The following is a 22,794-nucleotide window of genomic DNA, read 5'->3' on the forward strand; positions in this document are numbered from 1 at the left end:
AGTTTTGCGTTATGTGCTTCAGCTGTTTTTGCGTGTTCTGCAGGCGCAGGACAAGCCCAAGCTGCTGAAAAGAACTATTTGGTTGTTTTTAAAGATGAAGCTAAGCTTCCTTCAGGGTATGCTGATTTAGTGAAAAAGGCTGGAGGGCAAGTAGAGAATAAGCTGAATAAATTAGGAGCAGTTGAAGTTTCTTCATCTAATCCTAATTTTCTTTATGAAATCAGAAAGTCTTCTATTGTATCGGCTGCTGGCACTGAAAATGTCATATATCCAGAAGCTCCTGCAGTGGAAGCAGATCTTCCATTAGATGGTGCGGATTTATATAACAGTCTGCAGTGGGATATCAAACAAGTAACAAATGATGGTGTATCCTGGAATCTTCCAGGAGGAACAGGAAAGTCTGCTGATGGCAAAGATATCGTTGTTGGGGTAATCGATACAGGTATTGACTATAATCACCCTGACCTGAAAGAAAATTATGCATATGGTAAATCATTTGTTCCCGGCTATCCAGATCCAATGGATGAAAACAGCCATGGTACACATGTTGCGGGATCCATTGCAGCAAAAGGAAGAACAATGGGTGTTGGACCAGACTTAAAGGTAGCGGCTTACCGTGTATTCGGTCCTGAAGGGGGAGCAGCTACTTCACATATTGCCGAAGCTTTAATGACAGCTGCAGATGATAATGTCGATGTTGTCAACATGTCCCTTGGCGGATATGACTGGTTCCAGAATCCTGAGTATGCAACGAAGGATATTGTAGCAGACGTGCAAATGTTTAACAGAGCCATTAAATATGCGATTCAAAAAGGTGTAACTGTAGTTGGTTCAGCAGGGAATGATAGTGTTGATTTAAAAAGTCCGGGGAAACTTTCTGGTTCTGATAATGGTGCCACACACAGAAGTCCAAGCAGTCAGCTGATGATTCGGGTGTCTGCAGGCGGAGCTTTAAAGAATCTTGCTTTCTATTCCAACTATGGTGTCGGCAAAATTGATGTTATGGCTCCAGGCGGGGACTTGGGACCAAACTATGATCCAAATACCGGAGCTGGCAGGGATAATACCTACTTGGCATTAGCGACAATCCCTGGCGGAGGCTATGGCTATAAGGGAGGAACTTCAATGGCTGCCCCGAAAGTTGCGGCACTTGCTGGTGTGATCATCGCAAAACATGGAAAAGACAAAATCTCTCCCGCACAAGTTAAGCACATCATTCAAACTTCATCAGAAGATATCTTTAAGCCTGGGTATGATGAGCAGTCAGGCCACGGGCTAATAAATGCAGTTAATGCGTTAAAATAATTCAATTAATAAAGCTGGCGGAAACTTTCCGTCAGCTTTATTTTTGAGGGGATTTTGCAAATAAAAAGAGCTTCCGACAATAAAATCCTTTCAGAATTCATTTTTATAGGACCTGATTAATAGAATAAAGAAGAGAAACAAATATAGCAGGGGAGACATACTGATGAATATCCAGCACTATTACCAAAAAACAGCCGATATCTCTTTAAATGCAAGCCTCACAGCACTAGTGCCCCCATTTTTTTTCTTGTTGTTGTTTATGAATAAATTTCAGGGCACACATTTCATTATTCTATTAATCCCTTTTATTTTTTATAGTTTTTTATGTCATCAAATGTATTTGCTGAATAAGCAAAGGGCGGATGAGGCAGCGTTAAGTAAGTACTATTACCAAGGACAAGCCCTTCTGCCTATTTTGCAGTACTCAAATGTGCTGATCGCTTTTTTGCCTGCCCCTTCTCTCAGGATGGTTTTGTTTGATCCTGATGGAAGTCAAATAGGCGAAATCAGGGATATGAAAATGCGAAAGATCCGCTGGTTTCTGCCTTATTTTCTTGACCGTATCTTTCCAACGAGGCTGGGGATCTATGACCAAGCAGAAAATCTTGAAGTTTCCATCTTAATCCGCAGGAGTGGCATCGAAATTATCTCCTCAAATGATGAATACAGGGAAACAATCGAAATAAGAAAAATTGGAACCACTGTCGTGTTTCAAAATGGAGCTATTCATTATACAGTTCCTAAAACCTATTTACACACGGATTTGCAGGTTCTGGATGAACAATCGCATAGAGCTGCCCGCCTTCGCAAAGGGTGGATGCCACTTGAGTGGGGAGAGCGTTTTAAGGATCCAAATACACCGGTGCTCTCTTTTAAAGAGAGTCTGGCTCCAAAAGAAAAATGCAGAATTTATGCCATTTTTGCGGCTCTTTTTCTATATCACAATCACTAAAATCCAGTGCACATATGTAGATTCTGTATTCCCCATATAGTATGATAAATTCAGCTTACAGGGAAATCAGTATTGAGGTGTTGGAATGAAAAAGTTTTTACTGGCTGCTGCAGTTATTGTTCTTTTGCTGTTTATTGTAGACAAAACCATTCTTAAAGAAAAGGGAGTAGTAGAGCAGGCCGGACAAATGCAAAAATACGATAAAATAAAAGATCCAGAGGATTTGCCTATTGGTCTGGAAAAAGGAAATCTTGCTCCGGATTTTGAACTGACAGATATGGAAGGAAATCCGGTAAAGCTCAGCGACTACAGGGGCAAAGCAATCCTTTTAAACTTCTGGGCTAGCTGGTGTCCTCCCTGCCGTGCAGAAATGCCGCATATGGAGAAGCTTTATCAAAAGTACAAAGATGATAAATTTGATATTTTAGCCGTAAATCTTACAAACACAGAAAAGAATAATGGAGACGCTGAGAAGTTCGTGAAAGAGCTGGGTCTGACTTTTACAATTCCTATGGATGTAAAGGGAATTGTGGGTTCTGACTATAATATAATGGCTTATCCTACAAGCTATTTTATTGATTCCGATGGTGTTATCAGAGAAAAAGTATTGGGAGCTTTAAATGAAGAATATATGGAGAAGGAAATCAAAAAGCTTCCTTAAATAAAACCGGTGAGCCATTCAGCTCTCCGGTTTTATTTCTGTCATCCTATTCTGGTAAAGGCGGTTAACGATTACTCTTTTTCTGTATAGCATAATACCTGCTTCGGCAATATCATTAACGGCTGATCGATTGATGAAAGCCCCAAACAACAGTCCGGCTATCGGGATCAGTTGGAAAAGTTTTTTCCAGCCAATTTGATCTCTGTAAGAAAACACAACCTCTCTCCATCCCTGAAGTTCGGAAACGACTTCCCTTTTTGGCCCTGATTCTTTAGAACCGAACATGGAAAGCTGCTGCAGAATGGCTTTTTTTCCAACAATGTCACTGGAAACAAATTGAAGAATCTTTACAATGAACATTCTTTCGTTTTTATCAGCAGGATCGAAGCCATAGCAAATCGCGATATCCTGCAGAGTTTTCAGCTGAATGCCAAGAAGCAGGGGGATATCAATGGTCAGGGTAAAAATCCCTCCGACACCAGTACCCGCACCCTGCAATGCTGCTGCTCTTTTACGGTTAGAGCTTAGCCTTTCAGCGGCTACATCCATTATTGATAGGGGCAGGGCTTCTACATCCTGCAAGGTATGAATGTTTTGTCCAGGATAATAATTCTTTAACGCGGAAGCTGAACTTAAATATCTTCCTCCTGATTGAATATATGTCCCAAGCTCATCAAGGATCACTCCAACCTTTTTATGTATGAACTCAGGTGTAAATCTATCAATAAGCTTAAAAGGGAGTCTGCCCAGCTTCTCCCAAAACCATAAATCACCTTGTTCTTTTTCCCATTCTTCACATTTTCTTAACTCGCTGATAAGATGTTCTCTTGGTTCCTCCATTATAAAAGTCCTCTCCTTTTTCTATAATTAACTATACGGCGTATCGAAGTAAAGGTTTCAATTCTTTCAAAAACAATTCTCTTTGTATAATGTGATAATTCATGGTAAGATTTCTATAATAGAATAGGATTTCCTTCGGGGCAGGGTGAAATTCCCAACCGGCGGTGATGAGGGTACGCCCTCTTAGTCCGTGACCCGGCTTTATAAGGCAAGGCGCTTGAGCTTTTCTAATTATTGTCTAGCAGCGCCTACCCCCTCGAGGTCACAAGCCAATCCTCTCAAAAAGGCAAAAGACGCCTTTTCTGGGAGGCTCGTCTTGTGCTTGTCGGGGGAGAACGAGGCGCTTGAGCTTTTCTTATAAACCCGGTGGATTTGGTGAAACTCCAAAGCCGACAGTGAAAGTCTGGATGGGAGAAGGAATGATTATAATGATGCGTTAAAAAAAGTCTTTTTAAACGCTTATTTCGTCATGTGTTTTTGCCCCGTTTCACCTATCTGGTGTACGGGGTTTTGCCGTTTTATACTTAATTTGGAGAAATAGTAAGGAAGGGAGGATGCAGAAAATTTGATCCATCAGGAATATATGAAGTTAGCCATCAGTCTGGCAGCGGCAGCTAAAGGCCAAACCAGTCCGAATCCGCAGGTGGGTGCAGTTGTTGTGAAAAACGGTGAAATTCTGGGAATGGGTGCTCACCTGAAAGCGGGAACACCCCATGCAGAAGTCCATGCGATAGCTGCGGCTGGAGAAAGGGTTAAAGGCGCTGATATTTATGTCACTCTTGAACCATGCAGCCACTTTGGAAGAACTCCGCCCTGCGCAGACTTAATTATTAATTCAGGAATTAAAAGGGTCTTTATTGCTTCTGCCGATCCCAATCCTCTCGTTTCAGGAAAAGGAATTGAAAGGATGCAGGATGCCGGTATTGAAGTGGTGACCGGCCTGTTGAAGGAAGAAGCAGATGCTCTCAATGAACCATTTTTTCATTTTATAAAAACAAAGACACCATACGTAACCATTAAAGCAGCCTCATCTTTTGATGGGAAAACAGCTGCAAAAACCGGTGACAGCAAATGGATTACCTCTCCAGAATCCAGGCAGGATGTACACCGTCTACGGCATGAACATGACGCTATACTTACAGGCATAAATACCATCATTCACGATAATCCCCTTTTAACCGCCAGGCTGCCCCAAGGCGGAAAAAATCCCATTCGTGTAGTTTTAGATACAAATCTAAATATTCCGGCTGATGCAAATGTCATCCGCGATCAGTCTGTTAAGACCATTATTTTTACCGGCTGCGAAATTGATGCCTCAAAAGCAGAGGAAATAAGGAAACTTAATGCAGAAGTCATTTCTTTTCCTGCAAATGAGGTGCCGATTAAAGATGTATTGAAAAATTTAGGTGAAAGAAACATTATGACCTTGTTTGTTGAAGGCGGATCTGAGATCCATGCTTCATTTATAAAAGAAGGCTGCTTTCAGCAAATAATTCTCTATATGGCTCCCAAAATTATTGGCGGCAATCAGGCGATTCCATTTATTGGGGGTGTTGGTGCCGACTTTGTGAAAGATGCAACTAGGCTGGTGTTCACAGAGATTAAAAGGGTTGGCAGCGATCTTAAAATTACCGCAAAACCACTGAGGGAGGCCAAGCAATAATGTTTACTGGAATTATCGAGGAGCTTGGAACAGTAAAAAAAGTAGTTCAGCAAGGAAAAGCGATGAAACTGACAATTCAGGCCTCCAAAATTTTATCAGATGTTCAATTGGGAGACAGTATTTCTGTAAATGGTGTTTGTCTCACTGTTACGGAATTTGCCAGAAATGGATTTTCAGCAGATGTCATGCCGGAGACGTTCAAAAGCACATCGCTTTCAGCTATTAAAGAAAGATCAAAGGTCAATTTGGAAAGGGCAATGAGGGCAAATGGCCGTTTTGGCGGTCACTTTGTAACAGGGCATGTGGATGGAACAGGTCAGATTCTCAAAAAGTCAGCGAGTGAAAATGCCATTTATATTCAAATATCTGTACCTCCTGCCTTAAGCCACTTGCTTATCATGAAAGGCTCTATCGCAGTGGACGGGATTTCCCTGACTGTATTCGGCAATGAAGACAATACCGTTACTGTCTCGGTCATTCCTCATACAGCCAGTGAAACGGTACTGGGCTTCAAAACAGTTGGCGACATTGTTAATCTCGAATTCGACATGCTTGCCAAGTATCTGTATACCTTTGTGAACAGGCAGCAGCAGGAGACCACGCAGCCTAAAGGAGGCATTTCAGAAGGATTCCTTAGGGATAACGGCTTCTTATAATAAGCAAAAGGAGTGGTATTAAACGATGTTCAGTGAAATAAAAGAGGCACTGGAAGATTTAAAAGCAGGAAAAGTCATCATAGTCTGTGATGATGAAGACAGGGAAAATGAAGGGGATTTCCTGGCAATCGCAGAATATGCGAAACCGGATACCATCAATTTTATGGCTAAGGAAGGCAGAGGCTTAATCTGTACACCTATTACAGAGGAGCTTGCTGAAAAATTGGAACTGAATCCTATGGCAGAGGTGAACACTGACAGTCATGGAACAGCTTTCACTGTCAGTATTGACCATGAAAAAACGACTACAGGCATCAGTGCTTTTGAGCGTGCTTTCACAATCAAGGAAATGCTTGAGGATGGTGCCAAACCTTCAGACTTCTCCCGTCCGGGACATGTTTTTCCGCTCGTTGCGAAAAAAGGGGGAGTTCTTAGAAGAGCAGGCCATACTGAAGCAGCAGTAGACCTGGCTCGTCTTGCCGAGGCTGCTCCAGCAGGAATTATTTGTGAGATCATGAAAGATGACGGGACAATGGCGCGTGTGGATGACCTTGAAAAAGTAGCAGAAAAATTTAATTTGAAAATGATCACAATTCAACAACTAATCGAGTATAGACTGAAACACGACTCTATTGTAAAAAGGGAAGTGGAAATACAGCTTCCGACAGAATATGGAAATTTTAAAGCTGTCGGCTATACGAACACTGTGGATGGAAAAGACCATGTTGCTTTAGTAAAGGGTGAAATCGATGAACACGAACCCGTATTGCTTCGTGTTCACTCGGAGTGTCTGACAGGAGATGTATTCGGGTCTAACCGATGTGACTGCGGACCCCAGCTTGAAGCAGCGCTCGCACAGATTGAGAAGGAAGGCCGTGGAATCCTTCTATATATGAGGCAGGAAGGACGCGGTATTGGCCTAATCAATAAGCTGAAAGCTTATAAGCTGCAGGAAGAGGGCTATGATACTGTTGAAGCAAATCATAAGCTCGGGTTTAAGGACGATCTTCGTGATTATGGGGTAGGTGCACAAATTCTAAGAGATCTGGGAGTTAAAAAGATGCGCCTCTTGACTAATAATCCACGGAAAATTGCTGGACTTGGAGGCTATGGACTGGAGGTTGCCGAAAGGGTTCCTCTCCAAATGCCTGCTAAAACAGAAAATGAGAATTACTTAAAAACAAAGAAAACTAAACTTGGGCATTTATTACAATTTTAAGGAGCGATTAGAGTTGAAAAAGGTTATCGAAGGACATTTAGTAGGAACAGGATTAAAAATGGCAATTGTTGTATCACGTTTTAATGAATTCATAACTGGCAAGCTATTAAGCGGAGCGGAAGATGCACTAAAGCGCCATGGAGTGAGTGAAGAAGATGTGACGGTAGTGTGGGTTCCTGGAGCATTCGAAATCCCGCTTGCAGCTAAAAAGCTGTCCCAATCAGGTAAATATGATGCAGTCATTACACTTGGCACGGTGATCCGCGGTGCAACTCCGCATTTTGATTATGTCAGCGGGGAAGTGGCAAAAGGAGTTTCGAACATAGCATTGCAAAGCGGTGTTCCTGTTATTTTCGGCGTACTTACAACTGACACGATTGAACAGGCTATTGAACGTGCCGGCACAAAAGCAGGAAACAAAGGATGGGAAGCGGCTGTCGGAGCCATTGAAATGGGCAATCTATACAGACAGTTATCTGATGGTGAATAAGATTTCATACATTATAAAGAAGTGGCAGATATAATTTGATTCATACACATAAATGAGTTAAAGTGGCACATAAAATGGAATAGTGGTTCATATGTTTGCCAAAGCGGCACCTAAACGTAACAGGCGTATAATGCTGCACTGTTATCTATCAAAATCGGCGGGATCATTCTCGCTGATTTTTTTTGATTCATCTGAACAGACGTCTGACCTTTCTATTGGCAGAATGATTTTTTTTTGATAAAATACTGCTTGTGGCTCACCCGTATTTTTACACGCGGGGAGAGCGGGTAGGGAGAGGGCTAATTGAATAGATAGGTAGTAAATATGATTAAGTGGTTTAACCGGCTTTTTCAGCTGAATTCAAATGGAACAACTGTTAAAAAGGAGGTTATGGCTGGGACAATCGGCTTTTTTACGATTGTTTATATTATCGCAGTCAACTCTCTAATTCTCTCTGAAGCAGGGATACCTTTGGAAGCAGCTATTTTTGCAACCATTATAACATCGGTGGTCGGGTGTCTGATCATGGGGTTTTGGGCAAATGTACCAATTCTCCTCGTGCCTGGTATGGGAATTAATGCTTTATTCTCATATACGATGGTTCAGTCCATGGGCTTATCCTGGCAGGAAGCATTGGCTGTAGTGTTTATATCCGGTCTGATCTTTGTTTTCGTGGCTTTTTCACGATTTGCTAAGACATTAAGTGAATCGATTCCTCATTCACTTAAAGAAGCGATAACGGTGGGACTGGGACTTTTCCTGATGCTGATCGGACTTGAAAAAGGCGGAATCGTTGAAAAAGGGACAAACTCCATTATTGCTTTAGGTGAACTTGGAGACCCGCAAGTGCTTGCAACAATTTTAACGTTCCTGCTGGCCATCATTTTATTCATGCGGAATGTGCCTGGCAACTTTTTAATTACTGTTGCTGCAGGGACACTGATCGCATGGGCTTTTGGGCTGATAAATGTGCAAAAGACTGATGAAAAGTCATTCGCACTCTCTGATTATATGGAAGTATTTGGAGCAATGTCATTTGATAACTTGCTTTCCGTCACTTTTTGGATTGCGATTTTTTCTTTGACAATGGTTCTGGTATTTGAAAATATCGGATTAGTCCATGGGCATGTTGGTTTTATTAACAGGCCGGAACAGTTTAAGCGTGCTTTTCAGGCGAATTCTGTTTCCGCTTTATTGTCCGGGATTTTTGGGACAAGTCCTACTGTAGCAACGGTTGAAAGTGCAGCAAGCATGGCTGCAGGAGGACGTACAGGATTGACAGCAGTTACAACCGGTATGCTGTTTATGCTATCCGCTTTCTTTATTCCTGTTATTAAGCTGATCCCCAACAGCGCAATTGCCCCTATTCTGATCATTATTGGCGGACTGATGCTTCAGAACATCCGCAATCTTGATTTAAAGGATATGAGCGAAAGCTTTCCGGCAATTTTTATCATTGCCATGATTCCGTTCACTTATAGTATTGCAGACGGTATTGCCATTGGGTTCATTCTTTATCCAATCTTAAAGATTTCGATAGGGAAAGCAAAGGAAGTTTCTTTTGCTTTATATGTTATAGCTGCTTTGTTTTTATTTAACTTTGTTTTTCATGTGATTAGTTAATATAGATAATGGGATGCCCCTTATATGAGGCATCCTTTTTCTTTATCTGAAAAAGGGAAGATCTTGCGAAAAACTTAAAAACTCCTATTTATTCAACAAGTTTCGACACGCGGATTAAATAACCTGAGTTAAAATAAGTCTATAGTAATAGGTTTTTCGGAGGTATGTCAATGGAAGTGTTTGTTGCAAGACAGCCAATTTTCAACTCAAAGGAAGAAGTGTTTGGTTATGAGCTTTTGTATAGAAATAATCAGGTGAATGCCTTTCCTGATATAGATGAAGATCAGGCTACGGCTGAGGTTATCATTAATAGTTTTTTAAATATTGGAATCGACCAGCTTTCTGAAGGAAAGCCATGTTTTATAAATTTTACGGAAAAATTGCTTAAGCTGAGAGTGCCTGCCTATTTCAGGCCTCGGGAAATTGTCGTCGAAATCCTTGAAACGGTAGAGCCAAGTGCGGAGCTTGTAAGGATATGCAGGGATTTAAAGGAGCTTGGCTATCAGATTGCCCTGGATGATTATGTATTCAATGAAACTAATCCCTTTGCAAGGCAATTGCTAAAATATGCCGACATCATAAAGGTGGATTTTCTTAACACTCCAAAGGAGATGCGCGAAAAAATAGAAATGCTTGTGAATCAGCTCCGAATAAAAACAATAGCTGAAAAGGTTGAGACAAGAGAGGAATACGAGGAAGCTAAAAGTAAGGGATATGATTATTTCCAGGGTTATTTTTTTGAAAAGCCTGTGATTATGTCGACACATGATGTACCGGTATATTTTCAATCCTATTATGAGATGATCCAAAACCTGTCAAAGGAGGAGCCCAGTCTCGACCGTATAACCGAATTAATAGAGCGTGACATATCCCTGTCCTATAAATTGCTTAAGCTGATAAACTCACCGGCTTATCGTCCTAAGCAAAAGATAAATTCAATCCGGCAGGCAATAGTTCTGCTTGGATTGATCGAACTGGAAAAGTGGATCTATGTATTGGCAGTAAGGGAAAATATTGTAAAAGACTCGCAATTGGCCGAAGAGACCATCAGGTTTTCCATGACTCGTGCAAAAATGTGTGAGGAAATTGGCAGACTCAGAACCGGAAAAAGTGTTTCGTCAAGCTATTTTATGACTGGGATGTTTTCATTGATGGATTCATTGCTTAGTATCCCGATGAAGCAAATTCTTGATGAGCTTCCACTGCAGGATGATATTTGTGAAGCACTCCAAGGAGAAAATAATAATCTTAAAGAAATACTTGATCTTGCCATAGCAGTAGAGAAAGCACAATGGAGCAGAATCAGTGAGATGTGCAATAAGCTGAGCGTTGATGAAAGAACTATTTTTAAGATCTATTCAGAAGCATTAGCCTGGGCCAGTCAGCTGCTAAACCCTGAAAGGATTACAAATTAAAGATGCAAGTATTATAGAATTATATTCTAAAGTCTATATTAAACAGAAAACCTTATTGAATAATAAAAGCTTTTATGGCACTCTTATTTATAAGTTGAATGACTATTGGTCTGGAGGTATTACATTGAATATTGAATTATTGAAATGTCATGGATCAGGAAATGATTTCTTTATTATAGATGAGATTTCCAATACGTATCATTTTACAGAAAATAATCGTGCGGAGCTTGCCAGAGCTATTTGCGACCGCAGCACTGAGCTTGGCTCGGATGGAATTCTTTTCGTATTAAAAAGCGATAAAGCAGATGCAAGGATGCGTGTTTTTAATCCGGATGGGTCAGAGGCCTCGATGTGCGGTAATGGATTGCGATGCGTAGCCCGTTATGTCTGCGAACTTCTTGGGCTGAAAGAAGCTATCATTGAGACCATGAAAGCTGATCTGCAGGTGAAAAAGCAGGAAGACATCTTTGAAGACATTCCGACGTATCTGGTTGAAATTTCACCTGTTTCGTTTGACCTGAAGGATCTTCCGTTAGTACTCGATAAAGACACTGTAATTAATGAAAAAGTCACCGGGATATCAGATGATTTAGAATTCACAGCCTTAGCAGTTCCTAATCCTCATTTTGTATCTTTAGTGGAGAAAGAGCAAATAGCATCTGACCTTCAAAAAAATATCAGCGAATTTCTGAACGGGCCGAATGAATTCTTTCCTGATGGAGTCAATGTCAGCTTTGTGAAGCCGTTAAAAAAAGGGCAAATTTATGTAAGGACATTTGAACGGGGAGTAGGATTTACCAATGCCTGTGGCACGGCCATGTCCGCTTCGACACTTGTAACTTGCATGAATGGGCTGAATAAAATAGAAGAGCCTGTAGAGGTTTATAATAATGGAGGAAAAGTGCGCTGTGTAGTCCATGAAAAGAATGGCAGGCAGACCATTGACTTAATTGGGAATGCGAGCTATGTTTACCGCTGTGAAGCAGATGTCAGCATGGAAAACCCTGCAGAGTTTTCCCTTTCCCCAAAAGAGGAATATACTGGAGAAATTAAGCAATATGCTAAACTTCAGGAATATGCTCAGTCAGTACTTAAAGATTGGTTGTAGGATAAGGCGCCAAAGCCTTATCCTTTTTTATTGTGCTCCTTTAAAAAGTCCAGCACGGGTGAAAAAGGCTGAATTTCCTTTGTCTGAAAATAAGTGTTAAAAGGATCGCCATCACTGTTTATTCTTTTTATCATATTGGTTATTTGAAATCTTTCCATAGTCAGCTTTTCGTTAACTTCCTCCCAAAACAAGGGAGCCGCAACTGTTGCTGATTGATTTCCTCTGGGTGAATAGGGGGCTATGATTGTCTTTCCTTCTGCATGCTGGATATAATCCACATAAAGCCGACCGCCCCGGTTTTTCTTTAGTCTTTCAATGGTAAAAGAATCCGGGTCTTTGTTTATGAGATACTGGGCAATGAACTCTGTGAACAGCCGTGTATCATCAAAGGTATAAGTATTTTCCGGAAGGGGAATGTAAATTTGCAGCCCTTTATTGCCGGATGTTTTAACAAAGCTTACCAACTTCAGCTGATCAAGCACCTCTTTAATATAAACAGCAGCTTTAATGGCCACCGGAAAAGCTTCCCGGGAAGGCGGATCCAGATCAAATACGATTTCGCTTGGCCCGGTGCTTGCATTCGTTTTGAACGGTATATGATATTCAAAAGCCAGCTGGTTGCCAAGCCACAAAAGTGTTTTTAAATTATTGCAGACTATGTAATCAATACCTTCTGACATTTCCGTCTCCACAAAATCCGGTGCATAATCCGGGCAATTTTTTTGGTAAAAGGGCTCTGCAAAAATACCATGCGGATACCTGATAACGGTTAGCAGCCTGTTTTTTAAGAATGGCAGCATATAGGGTGCAATTTCTCTTAAAAAGTGAATATAATCAATCTTTTGTATAGCTGGTGTTTCCCATAATGGCTTTTCCGGATGGGTGATTTCTATCTCGGGAGGCAGATTTTTCTGCTGCTGTATAAATTGATCATAAGTGCAGGCATCAGGCTTCAAATCGAAACGAAACTGATGAAAGTGCGGCTCCCTCATTTGTTCCTCATAAATCTCCAGATACTTAACATCCACACAAATTGCTGGTTCTACATATATAAATTGATTGTTTTCATCCGTTTTATTGTCTTTGATTATTTGAAAAAGAGCTTGTTTTTCATCGGGCTTCAATCCAAATAGAAATTGTCCGATTCCTATTACAGAATCCCCCTGGTAAACGCCTGCATAGAAGTAGCCATTTGATTTTTCATAAGCAGTTATAAAACAGGAAACGTATTTCCAGTTTTTGAATTTCAGCCATAAAGAGGATCTCTTTCCTTCTTCCCATTTATTTTTGATTTGCTTTGCCACGATTCCTTCGCCGTCATGAAGGACAATTTTTTCCCAAAGTTCTTTAAAACTGCGGTATGGGGGGATTAATTGTATCAATCTGCCATCCTTTTCGTCAGGTTTTAAAGGCAAATTGCAGTCTTTAAACAAAGCTTCAAGCTCTGCTTTCCTGGCAGTGTACTCTTTATCGCGAATCTTTTTGCCTTTTAACATTAGGATGTCAAAGATAAGGAGACGACAGGGAGCTGTTTTAGCTTTCTCAAGAATCTTTTTTTCAGATCTCATTCTGCCCCTGACCTGAATGGACCCAAAATGAGCTTTATAGGCATTCTCAAGCAAGACCAGTTCTCCATCTAATACAAGCGGAAGGTGCGGTTCGAATTTATCCCTGTGATTTTCCAAAAAAGCCTTAATCTCCGGGAAAAGATCCAATAAAGGTTTATCGTTCCTGCTTGTCAGTCTGAGTTCCTTGTCCCAGTGCAGGATCGCTCTAAAACCATCATATTTTGCTTCAAACAGCCATTCTTTCTCTTTGGGAGCATCGAAAGTTAATGTAGGAAGCATAGGTCTCATTTAATTTGGCCTCCTTTACATTCGTCATTATAGTGTTGGCATTTCCCGCCAAAACTACTCAGTTTCCAATTCTTTTTGCGTATCTCAGATTTTATAAATACACAAATTATGACTACTACATCAAAATGAATGGGAGTCAGACTATGCATACAATGTGGAAAGGAAGCATCAGTTTTGGGCTGGTGAATATACCAATAAAGCTGCATTCAGCTACAGAAGATAAGGATATTAAGCTTAGAAATCTTCATAAGGAATGCCATTCGCCAATTAAGTATGAGAAAACATGCCCTGTTTGTGAAGTGGAAATTAAGAACGAAGATATTGTAAAAGCTTATGAATACACAAAGGGAAAGTTTGTTGTTTTAGAGGATGAGGATTTAGAAAAGCTGAAACAGGAAAATGAGGATAAAGCTGTAGAAATTATGGACTTTGTAAAAATCCAGGAAATTGATCCGATTTATTACAATCGCACTTACTATATGTCCCCTGGAGACGGTGGTGGAAAAGCCTATTCTCTTCTGAGAAAAGCCCTCGAGACTTCTGAAAAAGTAGGTCTGGCAAAAATCATCATCCGTTCCAAAGAGCAGCTGGCTGTAGTCCGTGTATATGAAAACACTCTTGTCATGGAAACGATCCATTACCCTGATGAAGTACGTAAGGCTGCTGATGTGCCAAATGTCCCTGCAGAAGATAATGTGACAGATAAAGAAATTGATACGGCCATCATGCTAATTGATCAATTAACCACAGAATTCAAACCTGAAAAATATAATGATGACTACCGGACGGCCCTTTTGGAGCTTATCGAAGCTAAACGGACTGGCAAAGATATAGTCACACCTGTTGAAAAAGAGCCTGCGGCAAATGTTACTGACCTTATGGCTGCCCTGCAGGCATCAATTGATAAAACGAAGCCCGGTGATGCAGCAACAGCAAAAAAACCTGCAGCTAAAAAGAAGCGTGCTTCTACAAAGACTAAAGTTAAAAAGCAAGCATGATGCATGGAAACCGAATTTGCTGATGCAAACTCGGTTTTTTACTGCAGAACAGCATAATAAAGAAAAATCGAGGGAATTTATGGATAACCTTCGAAAAAATGTTCATATAACTCGAATGGGTGGTAATCCCTTAAGAAAAAGGATTTGAAGATATGGAATTGAAAAATTTAACATTGAAAAGCATTTTTTATTTAGCGCTGGCAGCTGCAGTACTTGGTGGGTTTTTGCTGCTTTTTATAGAAATAGTGGACGAATTAAAGGAAAATGAGTTAACTCGTTTCGATGAGTCTGTGATCGATTACGTACAGGCTTTTATTTCTCCCAGGATCACAGAATATATGAGTGTGGTTACTTTTTTAGGGTCGGTAAAGTGGCTGGCTTTTTCTGTGCTTATAGCATCTGTAGGTTTGTTCTTGTTTAAAAAGAGATCACTTGCCTGGTTCATGGTTCTTTCCTCCGGATTCGGCGCACTATTTAACCTGCTGCTGAAATGGATTTTTAAAAGAGAGCGACCGGATATCAAACCTCTGATCGAAGAGCACGGATTCAGTTTCCCGAGCGGGCACTCGATGGGATCTTTTATTTTTTATGGCTCACTTGCCTATATAATCATTCATCTGGCAAAAAGAAAGCGCTGGAAGGCTGCATGGACCTTTATGCTATGCTGCTTTATCATAATGATTGGACTAAGCCGCATTTATTTAGGTGTTCATTTTCCAAGTGATGTAATTGCTGGTTTTGCAGCCGGTGGCGCTTGGCTTATAATTATGATCATCGGGTTCCGCTATTATGAGTACCGTAAAAATATATAATGGGTATTGAGAAATAAACTCATTCTTAATAACATAGGGGAATAACAGAAACAGGAGTGGAAAGAATGAATCAAAAAATTTTGCCGGCCTCATCCAATATGAAAGAATTTGAAAAATTCCTGAAAAGCACTTATGAAATTGGTGTATTTCTTGATATGCATATTTCACAGCTGAAGAATGTTTCACAGATGGCAAAGGCACATAATAAAAAAATGATTTATCATGTCGATCTGATTCATGGATTGAAAAGCGATGACTATGCTGTCGAATATATATGCCAGGAATATAAGCCTCATGGATTAATTTCTACTAAATCCAGCGTCATCCTGAAAGCTAAGCAAAAGGGAGTAATTGCTGTTCAGAGGATTTTCCTCATTGATTCGCATGCACTCGAAAAGAGTTATAAATTAATCGAGAAAACCAGGCCGAACTATATTGAAGTTTTGCCGGGAGCCATGCCATGGATGATCAGAGAAGTTAACGAACGTTTGAATACCCCTATTTTTGCAGGAGGACTCATCCGTTCAGAAGAAGAAGTGAGGAGCGCGCTTGATGCAGGAGCCGCAGCCATTACAACTTCAAAAATTGAATTATGGGAGAAGTTTTCATAAAAATGTTATTGGAGAGTTTGACAACGTTTTCATAGATTTGTATACTAGGTTTAACAAGTTAATTTATGTGTCGGAGATTAGGAGATTCACACAGTTTAGCCTTTCAAGGCTTAATCTGTCGTGGATCTCCTTTTTGTTTTCCGGCCAGCCAAAATGGAAAGGGGATTTTTTCAGATGTCTGCTTTTATGGGAGAAATGATTGGAACAATGATCCTGATTGTTTTTGGAGGAGGCGTTATTGCCGGGGCGAATTTAAAAAAGACCTTCTCTTTTAATGGAGGGTGGATTGTTATCACTATTGCCTGGGGGCTTGCTGTAACGATGGGGGTTTTTGCTGTAGGGTCGATAAGCGGAGCACACTTGAATCCCGCTGTAACAGTCGGGTTTGCGCTTAGCGGGGATCTCCCATGGTCTGACGTGCCGGGGTATATTCTGGCCCAAGTCCTGGGGGGCTTTTTGGGAGGAGTTATTGTGTTCCTCCACTATCTGCCGCATTGGAAAGAAACAGAAGACCAGGGGGCAAAGCTTGCTGTATTCTCAACCAGTCCTGCGATTTCCCATACATTTTCAAATTTATTGAGTGAAATGATTGGCACATTTATTCTTGTATTGGGATTGATGTTTATTGGAGCAAATCAATTTACCGAAGGGTTAAACCCGATTGCTGTAGGTCTTCTTATCGTAGCTATCGGCATGTCTCTTGGCGGGACAACCGGGTATGCGATTAATCCGGCCCGTGATCTTGGGCCGCGAATTGCTCATTTTCTTCTTCCTATTGCAGGTAAAGGGAAATCGAACTGGGGATATGCTTGGATCCCGGTAGCAGGGCCAATCCTCGGGGGCTTAATGGGATCTGCATTCTATCAAGTTATGTTTGCTGGCAAAGCTTCAGGTATGTTATGGGCAGTGCTGGGTGTTAATATAATAGTATTAATTCTTTCGTATATCTTTGGCAAAAAACAACCGGGGGAAGTTGATTCTTCTAAAGTGGCTGCATAAATAAGAATATTGATTGAGATTGGGAGGAGTCCATTATGGAAAAATATATTTTATCATTAGATCAGGGAACTACTAGTTCACGAGCCATTCTTTTTAATAAAAAAGGAGAGATTGTGCACACCGCACAAAAAGAGTTCACACAGCATTTTCCAAAGCCTGGATGGGTTGAACATAATGCCAATGAAATATGGGGTTCCGTTTTATCGGTGATTGCAGGTGTGTTTTCAGAATCTGGAATAAAACCTGAGCAGATTGCAGGAATTGGCATTACAAATCAGAGGGAAACAACTGTTGTTTGGGATAAAGAAACGGGGGTCCCGATTTATAATGCGATTGTATGGCAGTCAAGGCAGACGAGCGAAATTTGTGAGGAATTGAAGGAGAAAGGCTATAACGACCTATTCAGAGAAAAAACCGGCTTATTAATAGATGCATATTTCTCTGGAACAAAGGTAAAGTGGCTGCTGGATCATGTGGATGGAGCAAGGGAAAAAGCAGAACAGGGAAAATTATTATTTGGAACCATTGATACTTGGCTAATCTGGAAACTATCGGGGGGAAAAGCACATGTGACCGATTATTCCAACGCATCCCGAACCTTAATGTTTAATATTCATGAACTTAAATGGGATGAAGAGCTGCTGAATATTCTCGGAGTTCCGGAAACGATGCTTCCTGAAGTGAAGCCATCTTCCGAAGTGTATGCTAAGACTGTTGACTATCACTTTTTCGGGAAGGAAGTACCTATCGCCGGGGCAGCAGGGGATCAGCAGGCTGCGCTGTTTGGACAGGCTTGCTTCGAGAAAGGAATGGCTAAAAACACTTACGGCACCGGCTGTTTCATGCTTATGAATACAGGTGAAAAAGCCGTGAAATCTGAACATGGACTTCTAACAACCATTGCCTGGGGACTTGGTGGGAAAATTGAATATGCCTTGGAGGGCAGCATTTTTGTTGCGGGCTCTGCTATTCAATGGCTGCGCGATGGAATGAGAATGCTCAAGGATGCAAAGGACAGTGAAAGCTATGCCAAAAAAGTCGACTCTACTGATGGAGTATATGTAGTTCCGGCTTTTGTTGGCCTTGGCACCCCGTACTGGGACAGCGATGTCAGGGGAGCAGTATTCGGAGTCACACGGGGAACGTCCAAAGAGCACTTTATCCGTGCGACACTTGAGTCACTTGCTTATCAGTCAAAAGATGTCCTCTCTGCGATGGAAGCGGACTCCGGCATTGAACTTAAGACGCTTCGAGTAGATGGAGGAGCCGTGAAAAATAATTTCTTGATGGAGTTCCAGTCAGATATTTTAAATGTTCCTGTAGAGAGGCCGGTAATTAATGAAACGACTGCGCTTGGGGCAGCTTACCTTGCTGGATTGGCCGTCGGGTTCTGGAAATCACAGGAGGAAATTGCTGAGCAGTGGGCAATTGACCAATCGTATCATCCATCAATGGATAATCCGGTGCGGGAAGAATTATATAAAGGCTGGAAAAAAGCTGTAAATGCTGCAATTGCCTTTAAATAATCTGAAGCAGGTTTTATACACAAATCATTTCTTTTATGATACAATAAACTTAAGTTAATAGTTCGGCAGGAGATGCGGAGAGACCACAAAATCATTATCGTCTAATCGATAATGTATTTTGTGGTCTCTTTTTTATTCCCTGCTTTAAAAGGGTAGTTACAACTACTAACCTTTTCAATAAGGAGGAGACAGCCATGACATTTTCTAATTTAAATCGTACTGACATGATAAATACTCTTACAAAGGAAGAATTTGATGTTCTGATAATTGGCGGAGGCATAACCGGAGCAGGGATTGCGCTGGATGCTGCAGCACGGGGTATGAGGACAGCACTTGTGGAAATGCAGGATTTTGCAGCAGGAACCTCCAGCCGTTCAACCAAACTAGTTCACGGTGGGTTAAGATATCTTAAGCAATTCGAAGTTAAAATGGTAGCTGAAGTCGGAAAAGAGCGGGCTATCGTATATGAAAATGGTCCACATGTGACTACACCGGAGTGGATGCTTCTCCCAATGCATAAAGGAGGCACATTTGGGAAATTTTCAACTTCAATCGGACTTAGAGTGTACGATTTCCTTGCGGGCGTCAGAAAGGCCGAACGCAGAAAAATGCTCAATGTCCAGGAAACATTGTCAAAAGAGCCGCTCATAAAAAAGGATGGCCTAAAAGGCGGCGGTTATTATGTAGAATACCGCACAGATGATGCACGTCTTACGATAGAGGTAATGAAAGCCGCTGCAGAAAAAGGGGCTATTCCAATTAACTATATGAAGGTTGAAAAACTTTTATATGATGAACAAGGTAAGGTGTGCGGGGCTGCTGCTGCTGATCAGCTGACTGGCAGGATCTATGAAATTAAAGCAAAAAAAGTTATTAACGCTGCCGGCCCCTGGGTTGATTCCATTCGTGAGAAAGACGGCTCCAGGAAAGGAAAGGCCCTGCGCCTGACTAAAGGTGTTCATTTGGTCATTGATCAATCCAAGTTCCCATTAAAGCAGGCTGTGTACTTTGATACTCCTGACAAAAGGATGGTGTTTGCTATACCTAGAAACGGAAAAACATATGTGGGGACAACTGATACTTTTTATGACTCAGATCCTGTCAATCCAAAAATGACTGCAAGTGACAGAACCTACATTATAAACGCGATTAACTTTATGTTCCCTTCCGTAAAAATAGCGGAGAAGGATATTGAATCCAGCTGGGCTGGTGTTCGTCCACTTATTTGGGAAGAAGGAAAAGACCCTTCCGAAATATCACGCAAGGATGAAATTTGGGAGTCGGATACTGGTTTGTTGACAATTGCCGGCGGGAAACTGACAGGGTACAGGAAAATGGCAGAAACCATTGTAGATTTGCTTGCTGATAAACTTAAACAGGAATGGAACAGTACATTTAGCAGCAGTATCACAAAAACATTGCCCATTTCTGGAGGAGATGTAGGGGGATCCTTTAAATTCCGGGAATTCGTTGAGCTTCAGACTGAGAAAGGAATAAAAATTGGCTTATCAGCTGAACAGTCGAAACACCTTGTAACAATGTACGGGTCTAATGTTGGCCGCATTTTTAATATAATTGAAGAGACTGGGAGTGAAGCTGACCATTACGGTCTTCCTATGGTATTGTGGGCAAAGCTGAAATATGCAATAGAACATGAAATGGCTGCCACCCCTGTTGACTTTTTTAACCGCAGAACAGGAGCGCTCCTTTTTGATATTGAAACAGTGAGAAAATACAAGGAGCAAGTTATTTCATATATGGCTGAAGCATTTAATTGGGATGCTGCTGCAAAAAGTAATTTCGAGAACCAGCTGGGCCAGGAATTAAGCTCTGCCATAGACCCTGCTGATCATGACTAAAACTCTCCGGACGGGGAGTTTTTTTCTTATGAGGAGATTTTAAACAAAAGGGACAGTCCGCTGTCATACAATTATATATATAGGTAGCGGAGGTGGGTTATGTACAACGTTCTAATGTTTGTTGACTCGGGGGTTGATGATTCAATTGCGCTGATGTATGCCCTTCAGCACCCTGAGATTAATGTAGTAGGTGTGGTCAGTGCTTATGGCAACATAACCAAAGAGGAATCCATTAATAACACTGCCTATTTACTGACCCTCGCAGGCAGAGAGGACATTCCGATTATTGCAGGAGCAAGCGGGCCGTTATCCGGTGATACTGCTGTGTTTTATCCTGAAATACATGGGGAGGAAGGACTTGGGCCCATTCAGCCTCCAAAGGATTTTAACAGTGAAATAGAGGTTCATGATATCAATAAAATTATTGAAATAGTTAATGAATATAAGAATAACCTGGTGATCGTTGGTGTAGGGAGGCAGACGGATTTGGCGCTGCCGCTCATTCTGTATGGAAAGGATGCATACAAGGATGTAAATGCATTCTATTTAATGGGAGGTGCCTTTCTGGTTCCGGGAAATGTGACACCAGAGGCTGAAGCCAACTTTTACGCTGACCCCATTGCTGCGGATTCAGTGCTTGAAAAAGTAAAAAACATATATATATTTCCGTTAAATGTAACCAATAAAGCGATTATCCGGCCAGAGACGATTGAATTTATCGCGAATAACACCCAATCTCCTTTTAAAGATTTAATTAAGCCTGCATATGATTATTATTATGACTCTTACCAGGAGCTTGTTCCGGGAATTGAGGGTGCGCCGCTCCATGATGTTCTTGTTTTAAGTGTTCTCACAAATCCTGATCTCGTAAAATATGTTAAACGAAGAGTGAGAATTGAGCAGTTTGGAAAGGCCAAAGGAAAGAGCATCGCTGATTTTAGGCCTAAGCCTGAAGAGGAACCGGCGGAAACACTTGACAACATTGCGATGGAGCTTGACGTGGAGGGTTTTGTTATTGATTTTATGAAGGCTTTTCTCTATCAGAAGAATCAGAAATAGCTTTTGACACATTGTGTTGAAAGCTTTTTTATTTGTTTGAAGGGGAATAGACTGTTCACATAGAATCTAATATCATGGAAAACTTTTGCAGTAAACGGAAGATTCGTTAGGAAAAATAAAATGGCAATAAATCCATTTAGCTACATCATATATTAATAAGATCAAATGGAGGATTGTAAATTGCTGAAAAATAAAAAATTAAACATGACTCTTTCAATTCTTGGAATGGTCCTGGCCATTGCTCTGGCGTACACTGTCCTTGTCTTTTTAAATAAGGATGAACCTAAGATGCAAAAGACCTCGGCAAATGCGGAGGCATCCGAGGGATTAATGTACGAAGATTTAGGAGACTTTATTGCCTCCAGTCATACTTTTTATAATGAAACACTTGGATGGGGAAGAGACCGTAAAGTCAGCTGGCCAAAACAAAAAGAGCAGGCTGATTTAATCATAAACTCGCTTAAAAAAATATCAGCGGAGAATAAAGATCTTCAGACTGACTTGGACACAATAGCAAGTCTGGCGAAAACTGTGCAGTCGGGCACCAGGGAAAAGGACGCTTTAATCAAGCTGCACCGCTATTTTCATGATTTGGATATAGGTTTTAATGACTATAAAGATACAACCGATTATTTTGATGTGACCGAGTACAAAGGAGAAAGCTAATCTGCGGGTTGACAAGATATTTTCTTGACAGATAACCTCATATAAGATATTATAGTGATTGAAGTATTTGAGGTATATTTTTGAAGTCGTTAATTCACTTGGAATATTCGGCAGCCGAACATTCTTTTTAGTGAAACTGCGGCTTTTTATTATGTTTTATGCTCTATAGGATTTTGAAAGAGTAAGTATGTGTTTGTAATTAAGAATAATTTGTGTGGACAGCTTACGCTGAATGTTCTTCTTAATCATCTTCTGTAAACCAGACACTTCTCCGTATTTTTACTTCATTAAGTTTCTTACCATTTAAATATTAAAATCTCAGAGAGCATCTAATCGGAAAGGATTCCGATTCAACCTGATTCCCACTGGCGCGGTCTCGGAGCCGTAAGGATGGAAGAGAGGCAGGGCTTTCATTGTTTTAGGTAATAATTAATTAACTCAAATATATCTCTAATAAGGACAGTTTCTTACTGTCC

At 41.0% G+C, this 22,794-nt stretch carries 20 protein-coding genes; 18 read left to right on the forward strand and 2 right to left on the reverse strand.

All coding sequences use genetic code 11. The features are described 5' to 3' along the window. The 3 genes from AC6CHU_RS24905 to AC6CHU_RS24915 all read left to right on the forward strand — a co-directional run. On the forward strand, positions 1–1,305 hold a 1,305-nt coding region (locus AC6CHU_RS24905), incomplete at its 5' end, for a S8 family peptidase (RefSeq protein WP_498123071.1). A gap of 259 nt (positions 1,306–1,564) precedes the next feature. Further along, the gene (locus AC6CHU_RS24910; RefSeq protein WP_498123073.1) at positions 1,565–2,257 is read left to right on the forward strand and encodes a hypothetical protein; all 693 of its coding nucleotides are present in this window, start codon (positions 1,565–1,567) and stop codon (positions 2,255–2,257) included. A gap of 85 nt (positions 2,258–2,342) precedes the next feature. After that, a complete protein-coding gene (locus AC6CHU_RS24915; RefSeq protein WP_159870276.1) occupies positions 2,343–2,918 on the forward strand; it encodes a TlpA disulfide reductase family protein in 576 nt (191 codons plus the stop codon). Between the two features lie 18 nt (positions 2,919–2,936). Here the strand turns inward: AC6CHU_RS24915 and AC6CHU_RS24920 are convergent, their stop codons facing one another. Next, on the reverse strand, positions 2,937–3,758 hold the full coding sequence (locus AC6CHU_RS24920) for an EcsC family protein (protein ID WP_159870279.1): 822 nt from the start codon (positions 3,756–3,758) through the stop codon (positions 2,937–2,939). A 565-nt stretch (positions 3,759–4,323) separates the two neighbouring features. Between AC6CHU_RS24920 and ribD the strand changes: the two genes are divergently transcribed. The 7 genes from ribD (at position 4,324) to dapF (ending at position 11,932) form a co-directional block, all read left to right on the forward strand. Further along, the gene (gene ribD / locus AC6CHU_RS24925; protein ID WP_498123074.1) at positions 4,324–5,421 is read left to right on the forward strand and encodes a bifunctional diaminohydroxyphosphoribosylaminopyrimidine deaminase/5-amino-6-(5-phosphoribosylamino)uracil reductase RibD; all 1,098 of its coding nucleotides are present in this window, start codon (positions 4,324–4,326) and stop codon (positions 5,419–5,421) included. After that, a complete protein-coding gene (ribE, locus tag AC6CHU_RS24930; RefSeq protein ID WP_498123076.1) occupies positions 5,421–6,077 on the forward strand; it encodes a riboflavin synthase in 657 nt (218 codons plus the stop codon). Before ribD ends, ribE begins: the two co-directional genes overlap by 1 nt. Positions 6,078–6,102: 25 nt before the next feature. Continuing rightward, positions 6,103–7,296, forward strand: a complete 1,194-nt coding sequence (locus AC6CHU_RS24935) for a bifunctional 3,4-dihydroxy-2-butanone-4-phosphate synthase/GTP cyclohydrolase II (RefSeq protein ID WP_498123077.1) — start codon at positions 6,103–6,105, stop codon at positions 7,294–7,296. Between the two features lie 13 nt (positions 7,297–7,309). Then, positions 7,310–7,786 carry a 6,7-dimethyl-8-ribityllumazine synthase gene (gene ribH, locus AC6CHU_RS24940; RefSeq protein WP_159870291.1) on the forward strand — a complete coding sequence of 159 codons (477 nt, stop codon included), beginning with the start codon at positions 7,310–7,312 and terminating at the stop codon, positions 7,784–7,786. Positions 7,787–8,110: 324 nt separating this feature from the next. Further along, positions 8,111–9,409: an NCS2 family permease gene (locus tag AC6CHU_RS24945; RefSeq protein WP_159870294.1), complete on the forward strand. Its 1,299-nt coding sequence runs from the start codon at positions 8,111–8,113 to the stop codon at positions 9,407–9,409. A 170-nt stretch (positions 9,410–9,579) separates the two neighbouring features. Beyond that, on the forward strand, positions 9,580–10,824 hold the full coding sequence (locus AC6CHU_RS24950) for an EAL and HDOD domain-containing protein (RefSeq protein WP_498123079.1): 1,245 nt from the start codon (positions 9,580–9,582) through the stop codon (positions 10,822–10,824). 124 nt (positions 10,825–10,948) lie between these two features. Then, the gene (dapF, locus tag AC6CHU_RS24955) at positions 10,949–11,932 is read left to right on the forward strand and encodes a diaminopimelate epimerase (protein WP_498123080.1); all 984 of its coding nucleotides are present in this window, start codon (positions 10,949–10,951) and stop codon (positions 11,930–11,932) included. Positions 11,933–11,949: 17 nt separating this feature from the next. Here dapF and AC6CHU_RS24960 read toward each other — a convergent pair whose 3' ends face one another. Beyond that, complete coding sequence (locus tag AC6CHU_RS24960) at positions 11,950–13,788, reverse strand: DNA ligase D (RefSeq protein ID WP_159870303.1); 1,839 nt, start codon at positions 13,786–13,788, stop codon at positions 11,950–11,952. A gap of 143 nt (positions 13,789–13,931) precedes the next feature. On the opposite strand from AC6CHU_RS24960, the gene ku reads away from it, so the two are divergent. The 8 genes from ku (at position 13,932) to AC6CHU_RS25000 (ending at position 22,318) form a co-directional block, all read left to right on the forward strand. Beyond that, on the forward strand, positions 13,932–14,786 hold the full coding sequence (ku, locus tag AC6CHU_RS24965) for a non-homologous end joining protein Ku (RefSeq protein WP_159870306.1): 855 nt from the start codon (positions 13,932–13,934) through the stop codon (positions 14,784–14,786). Positions 14,787–14,938: 152 nt separating this feature from the next. Further along, complete coding sequence (locus tag AC6CHU_RS24970) at positions 14,939–15,598, forward strand: phosphatase PAP2 family protein (RefSeq protein ID WP_159870309.1); 660 nt, start codon at positions 14,939–14,941, stop codon at positions 15,596–15,598. 65 nt (positions 15,599–15,663) lie between these two features. Beyond that, positions 15,664–16,209, forward strand: a complete 546-nt coding sequence (locus AC6CHU_RS24975; RefSeq protein ID WP_159870312.1) for a glycerol-3-phosphate responsive antiterminator — start codon at positions 15,664–15,666, stop codon at positions 16,207–16,209. 174 nt (positions 16,210–16,383) lie between these two features. Beyond that, positions 16,384–17,208, forward strand: a complete 825-nt coding sequence (locus AC6CHU_RS24980) for an MIP/aquaporin family protein (protein ID WP_159870314.1) — start codon at positions 16,384–16,386, stop codon at positions 17,206–17,208. A 35-nt stretch (positions 17,209–17,243) separates the two neighbouring features. Beyond that, on the forward strand, positions 17,244–18,734 hold the full coding sequence (gene glpK, locus AC6CHU_RS24985; RefSeq protein ID WP_159870316.1) for a glycerol kinase GlpK: 1,491 nt from the start codon (positions 17,244–17,246) through the stop codon (positions 18,732–18,734). A gap of 194 nt (positions 18,735–18,928) precedes the next feature. Beyond that, positions 18,929–20,593, forward strand: a complete 1,665-nt coding sequence (locus AC6CHU_RS24990; RefSeq protein WP_498123082.1) for a glycerol-3-phosphate dehydrogenase/oxidase — start codon at positions 18,929–18,931, stop codon at positions 20,591–20,593. 99 nt (positions 20,594–20,692) lie between these two features. Then, positions 20,693–21,652 (forward strand): nucleoside hydrolase, encoded by a 960-nt coding sequence (locus AC6CHU_RS24995; RefSeq protein WP_159870321.1) that lies wholly within the window; start codon positions 20,693–20,695, stop codon positions 21,650–21,652. Between the two features lie 180 nt (positions 21,653–21,832). Then, positions 21,833–22,318 (forward strand): hypothetical protein, encoded by a 486-nt coding sequence (locus AC6CHU_RS25000; protein WP_498123084.1) that lies wholly within the window; start codon positions 21,833–21,835, stop codon positions 22,316–22,318. Positions 22,319–22,794: the final 476 nt, after the last annotated feature.

This window comes from Cytobacillus sp. GQ23, assembly GCF_059758675.1.

What these genes read in the sequence shown, in the direction of transcription:
- AC6CHU_RS24910 (WP_498123073.1), top strand. Translation starts at nt 1,565, where the DNA reads ATGAATAAATTTCAGGGCACACATTTCATTATTCTATTAATCCCTTTT.
- AC6CHU_RS24915 (WP_159870276.1), top strand. Translation starts at nt 2,343, where the DNA reads ATGAAAAAGTTTTTACTGGCTGCTGCAGTTATTGTTCTTTTGCTGTTT.
- AC6CHU_RS24920 (WP_159870279.1), bottom strand. Translation starts at nt 3,758, where the DNA reads ATGGAGGAACCAAGAGAACATCTTATCAGCGAGTTAAGAAAATGTGAA.
- ribE (WP_498123076.1), top strand. Translation starts at nt 5,421, where the DNA reads ATGTTTACTGGAATTATCGAGGAGCTTGGAACAGTAAAAAAAGTAGTT.
- AC6CHU_RS24935 (WP_498123077.1), top strand. Translation starts at nt 6,103, where the DNA reads ATGTTCAGTGAAATAAAAGAGGCACTGGAAGATTTAAAAGCAGGAAAA.
- AC6CHU_RS24945 (WP_159870294.1), top strand. Translation starts at nt 8,111, where the DNA reads ATGATTAAGTGGTTTAACCGGCTTTTTCAGCTGAATTCAAATGGAACA.
- AC6CHU_RS24950 (WP_498123079.1), top strand. Translation starts at nt 9,580, where the DNA reads ATGGAAGTGTTTGTTGCAAGACAGCCAATTTTCAACTCAAAGGAAGAA.
- AC6CHU_RS24960 (WP_159870303.1), bottom strand. Translation starts at nt 13,788, where the DNA reads ATGAGACCTATGCTTCCTACATTAACTTTCGATGCTCCCAAAGAGAAA.
- ku (WP_159870306.1), top strand. Translation starts at nt 13,932, where the DNA reads ATGCATACAATGTGGAAAGGAAGCATCAGTTTTGGGCTGGTGAATATA.
- AC6CHU_RS24970 (WP_159870309.1), top strand. Translation starts at nt 14,939, where the DNA reads ATGGAATTGAAAAATTTAACATTGAAAAGCATTTTTTATTTAGCGCTG.
- AC6CHU_RS24975 (WP_159870312.1), top strand. Translation starts at nt 15,664, where the DNA reads ATGAATCAAAAAATTTTGCCGGCCTCATCCAATATGAAAGAATTTGAA.
- AC6CHU_RS24980 (WP_159870314.1), top strand. Translation starts at nt 16,384, where the DNA reads ATGTCTGCTTTTATGGGAGAAATGATTGGAACAATGATCCTGATTGTT.
- glpK (WP_159870316.1), top strand. Translation starts at nt 17,244, where the DNA reads ATGGAAAAATATATTTTATCATTAGATCAGGGAACTACTAGTTCACGA.
- AC6CHU_RS24990 (WP_498123082.1), top strand. Translation starts at nt 18,929, where the DNA reads ATGACATTTTCTAATTTAAATCGTACTGACATGATAAATACTCTTACA.
- AC6CHU_RS24995 (WP_159870321.1), top strand. Translation starts at nt 20,693, where the DNA reads ATGTACAACGTTCTAATGTTTGTTGACTCGGGGGTTGATGATTCAATT.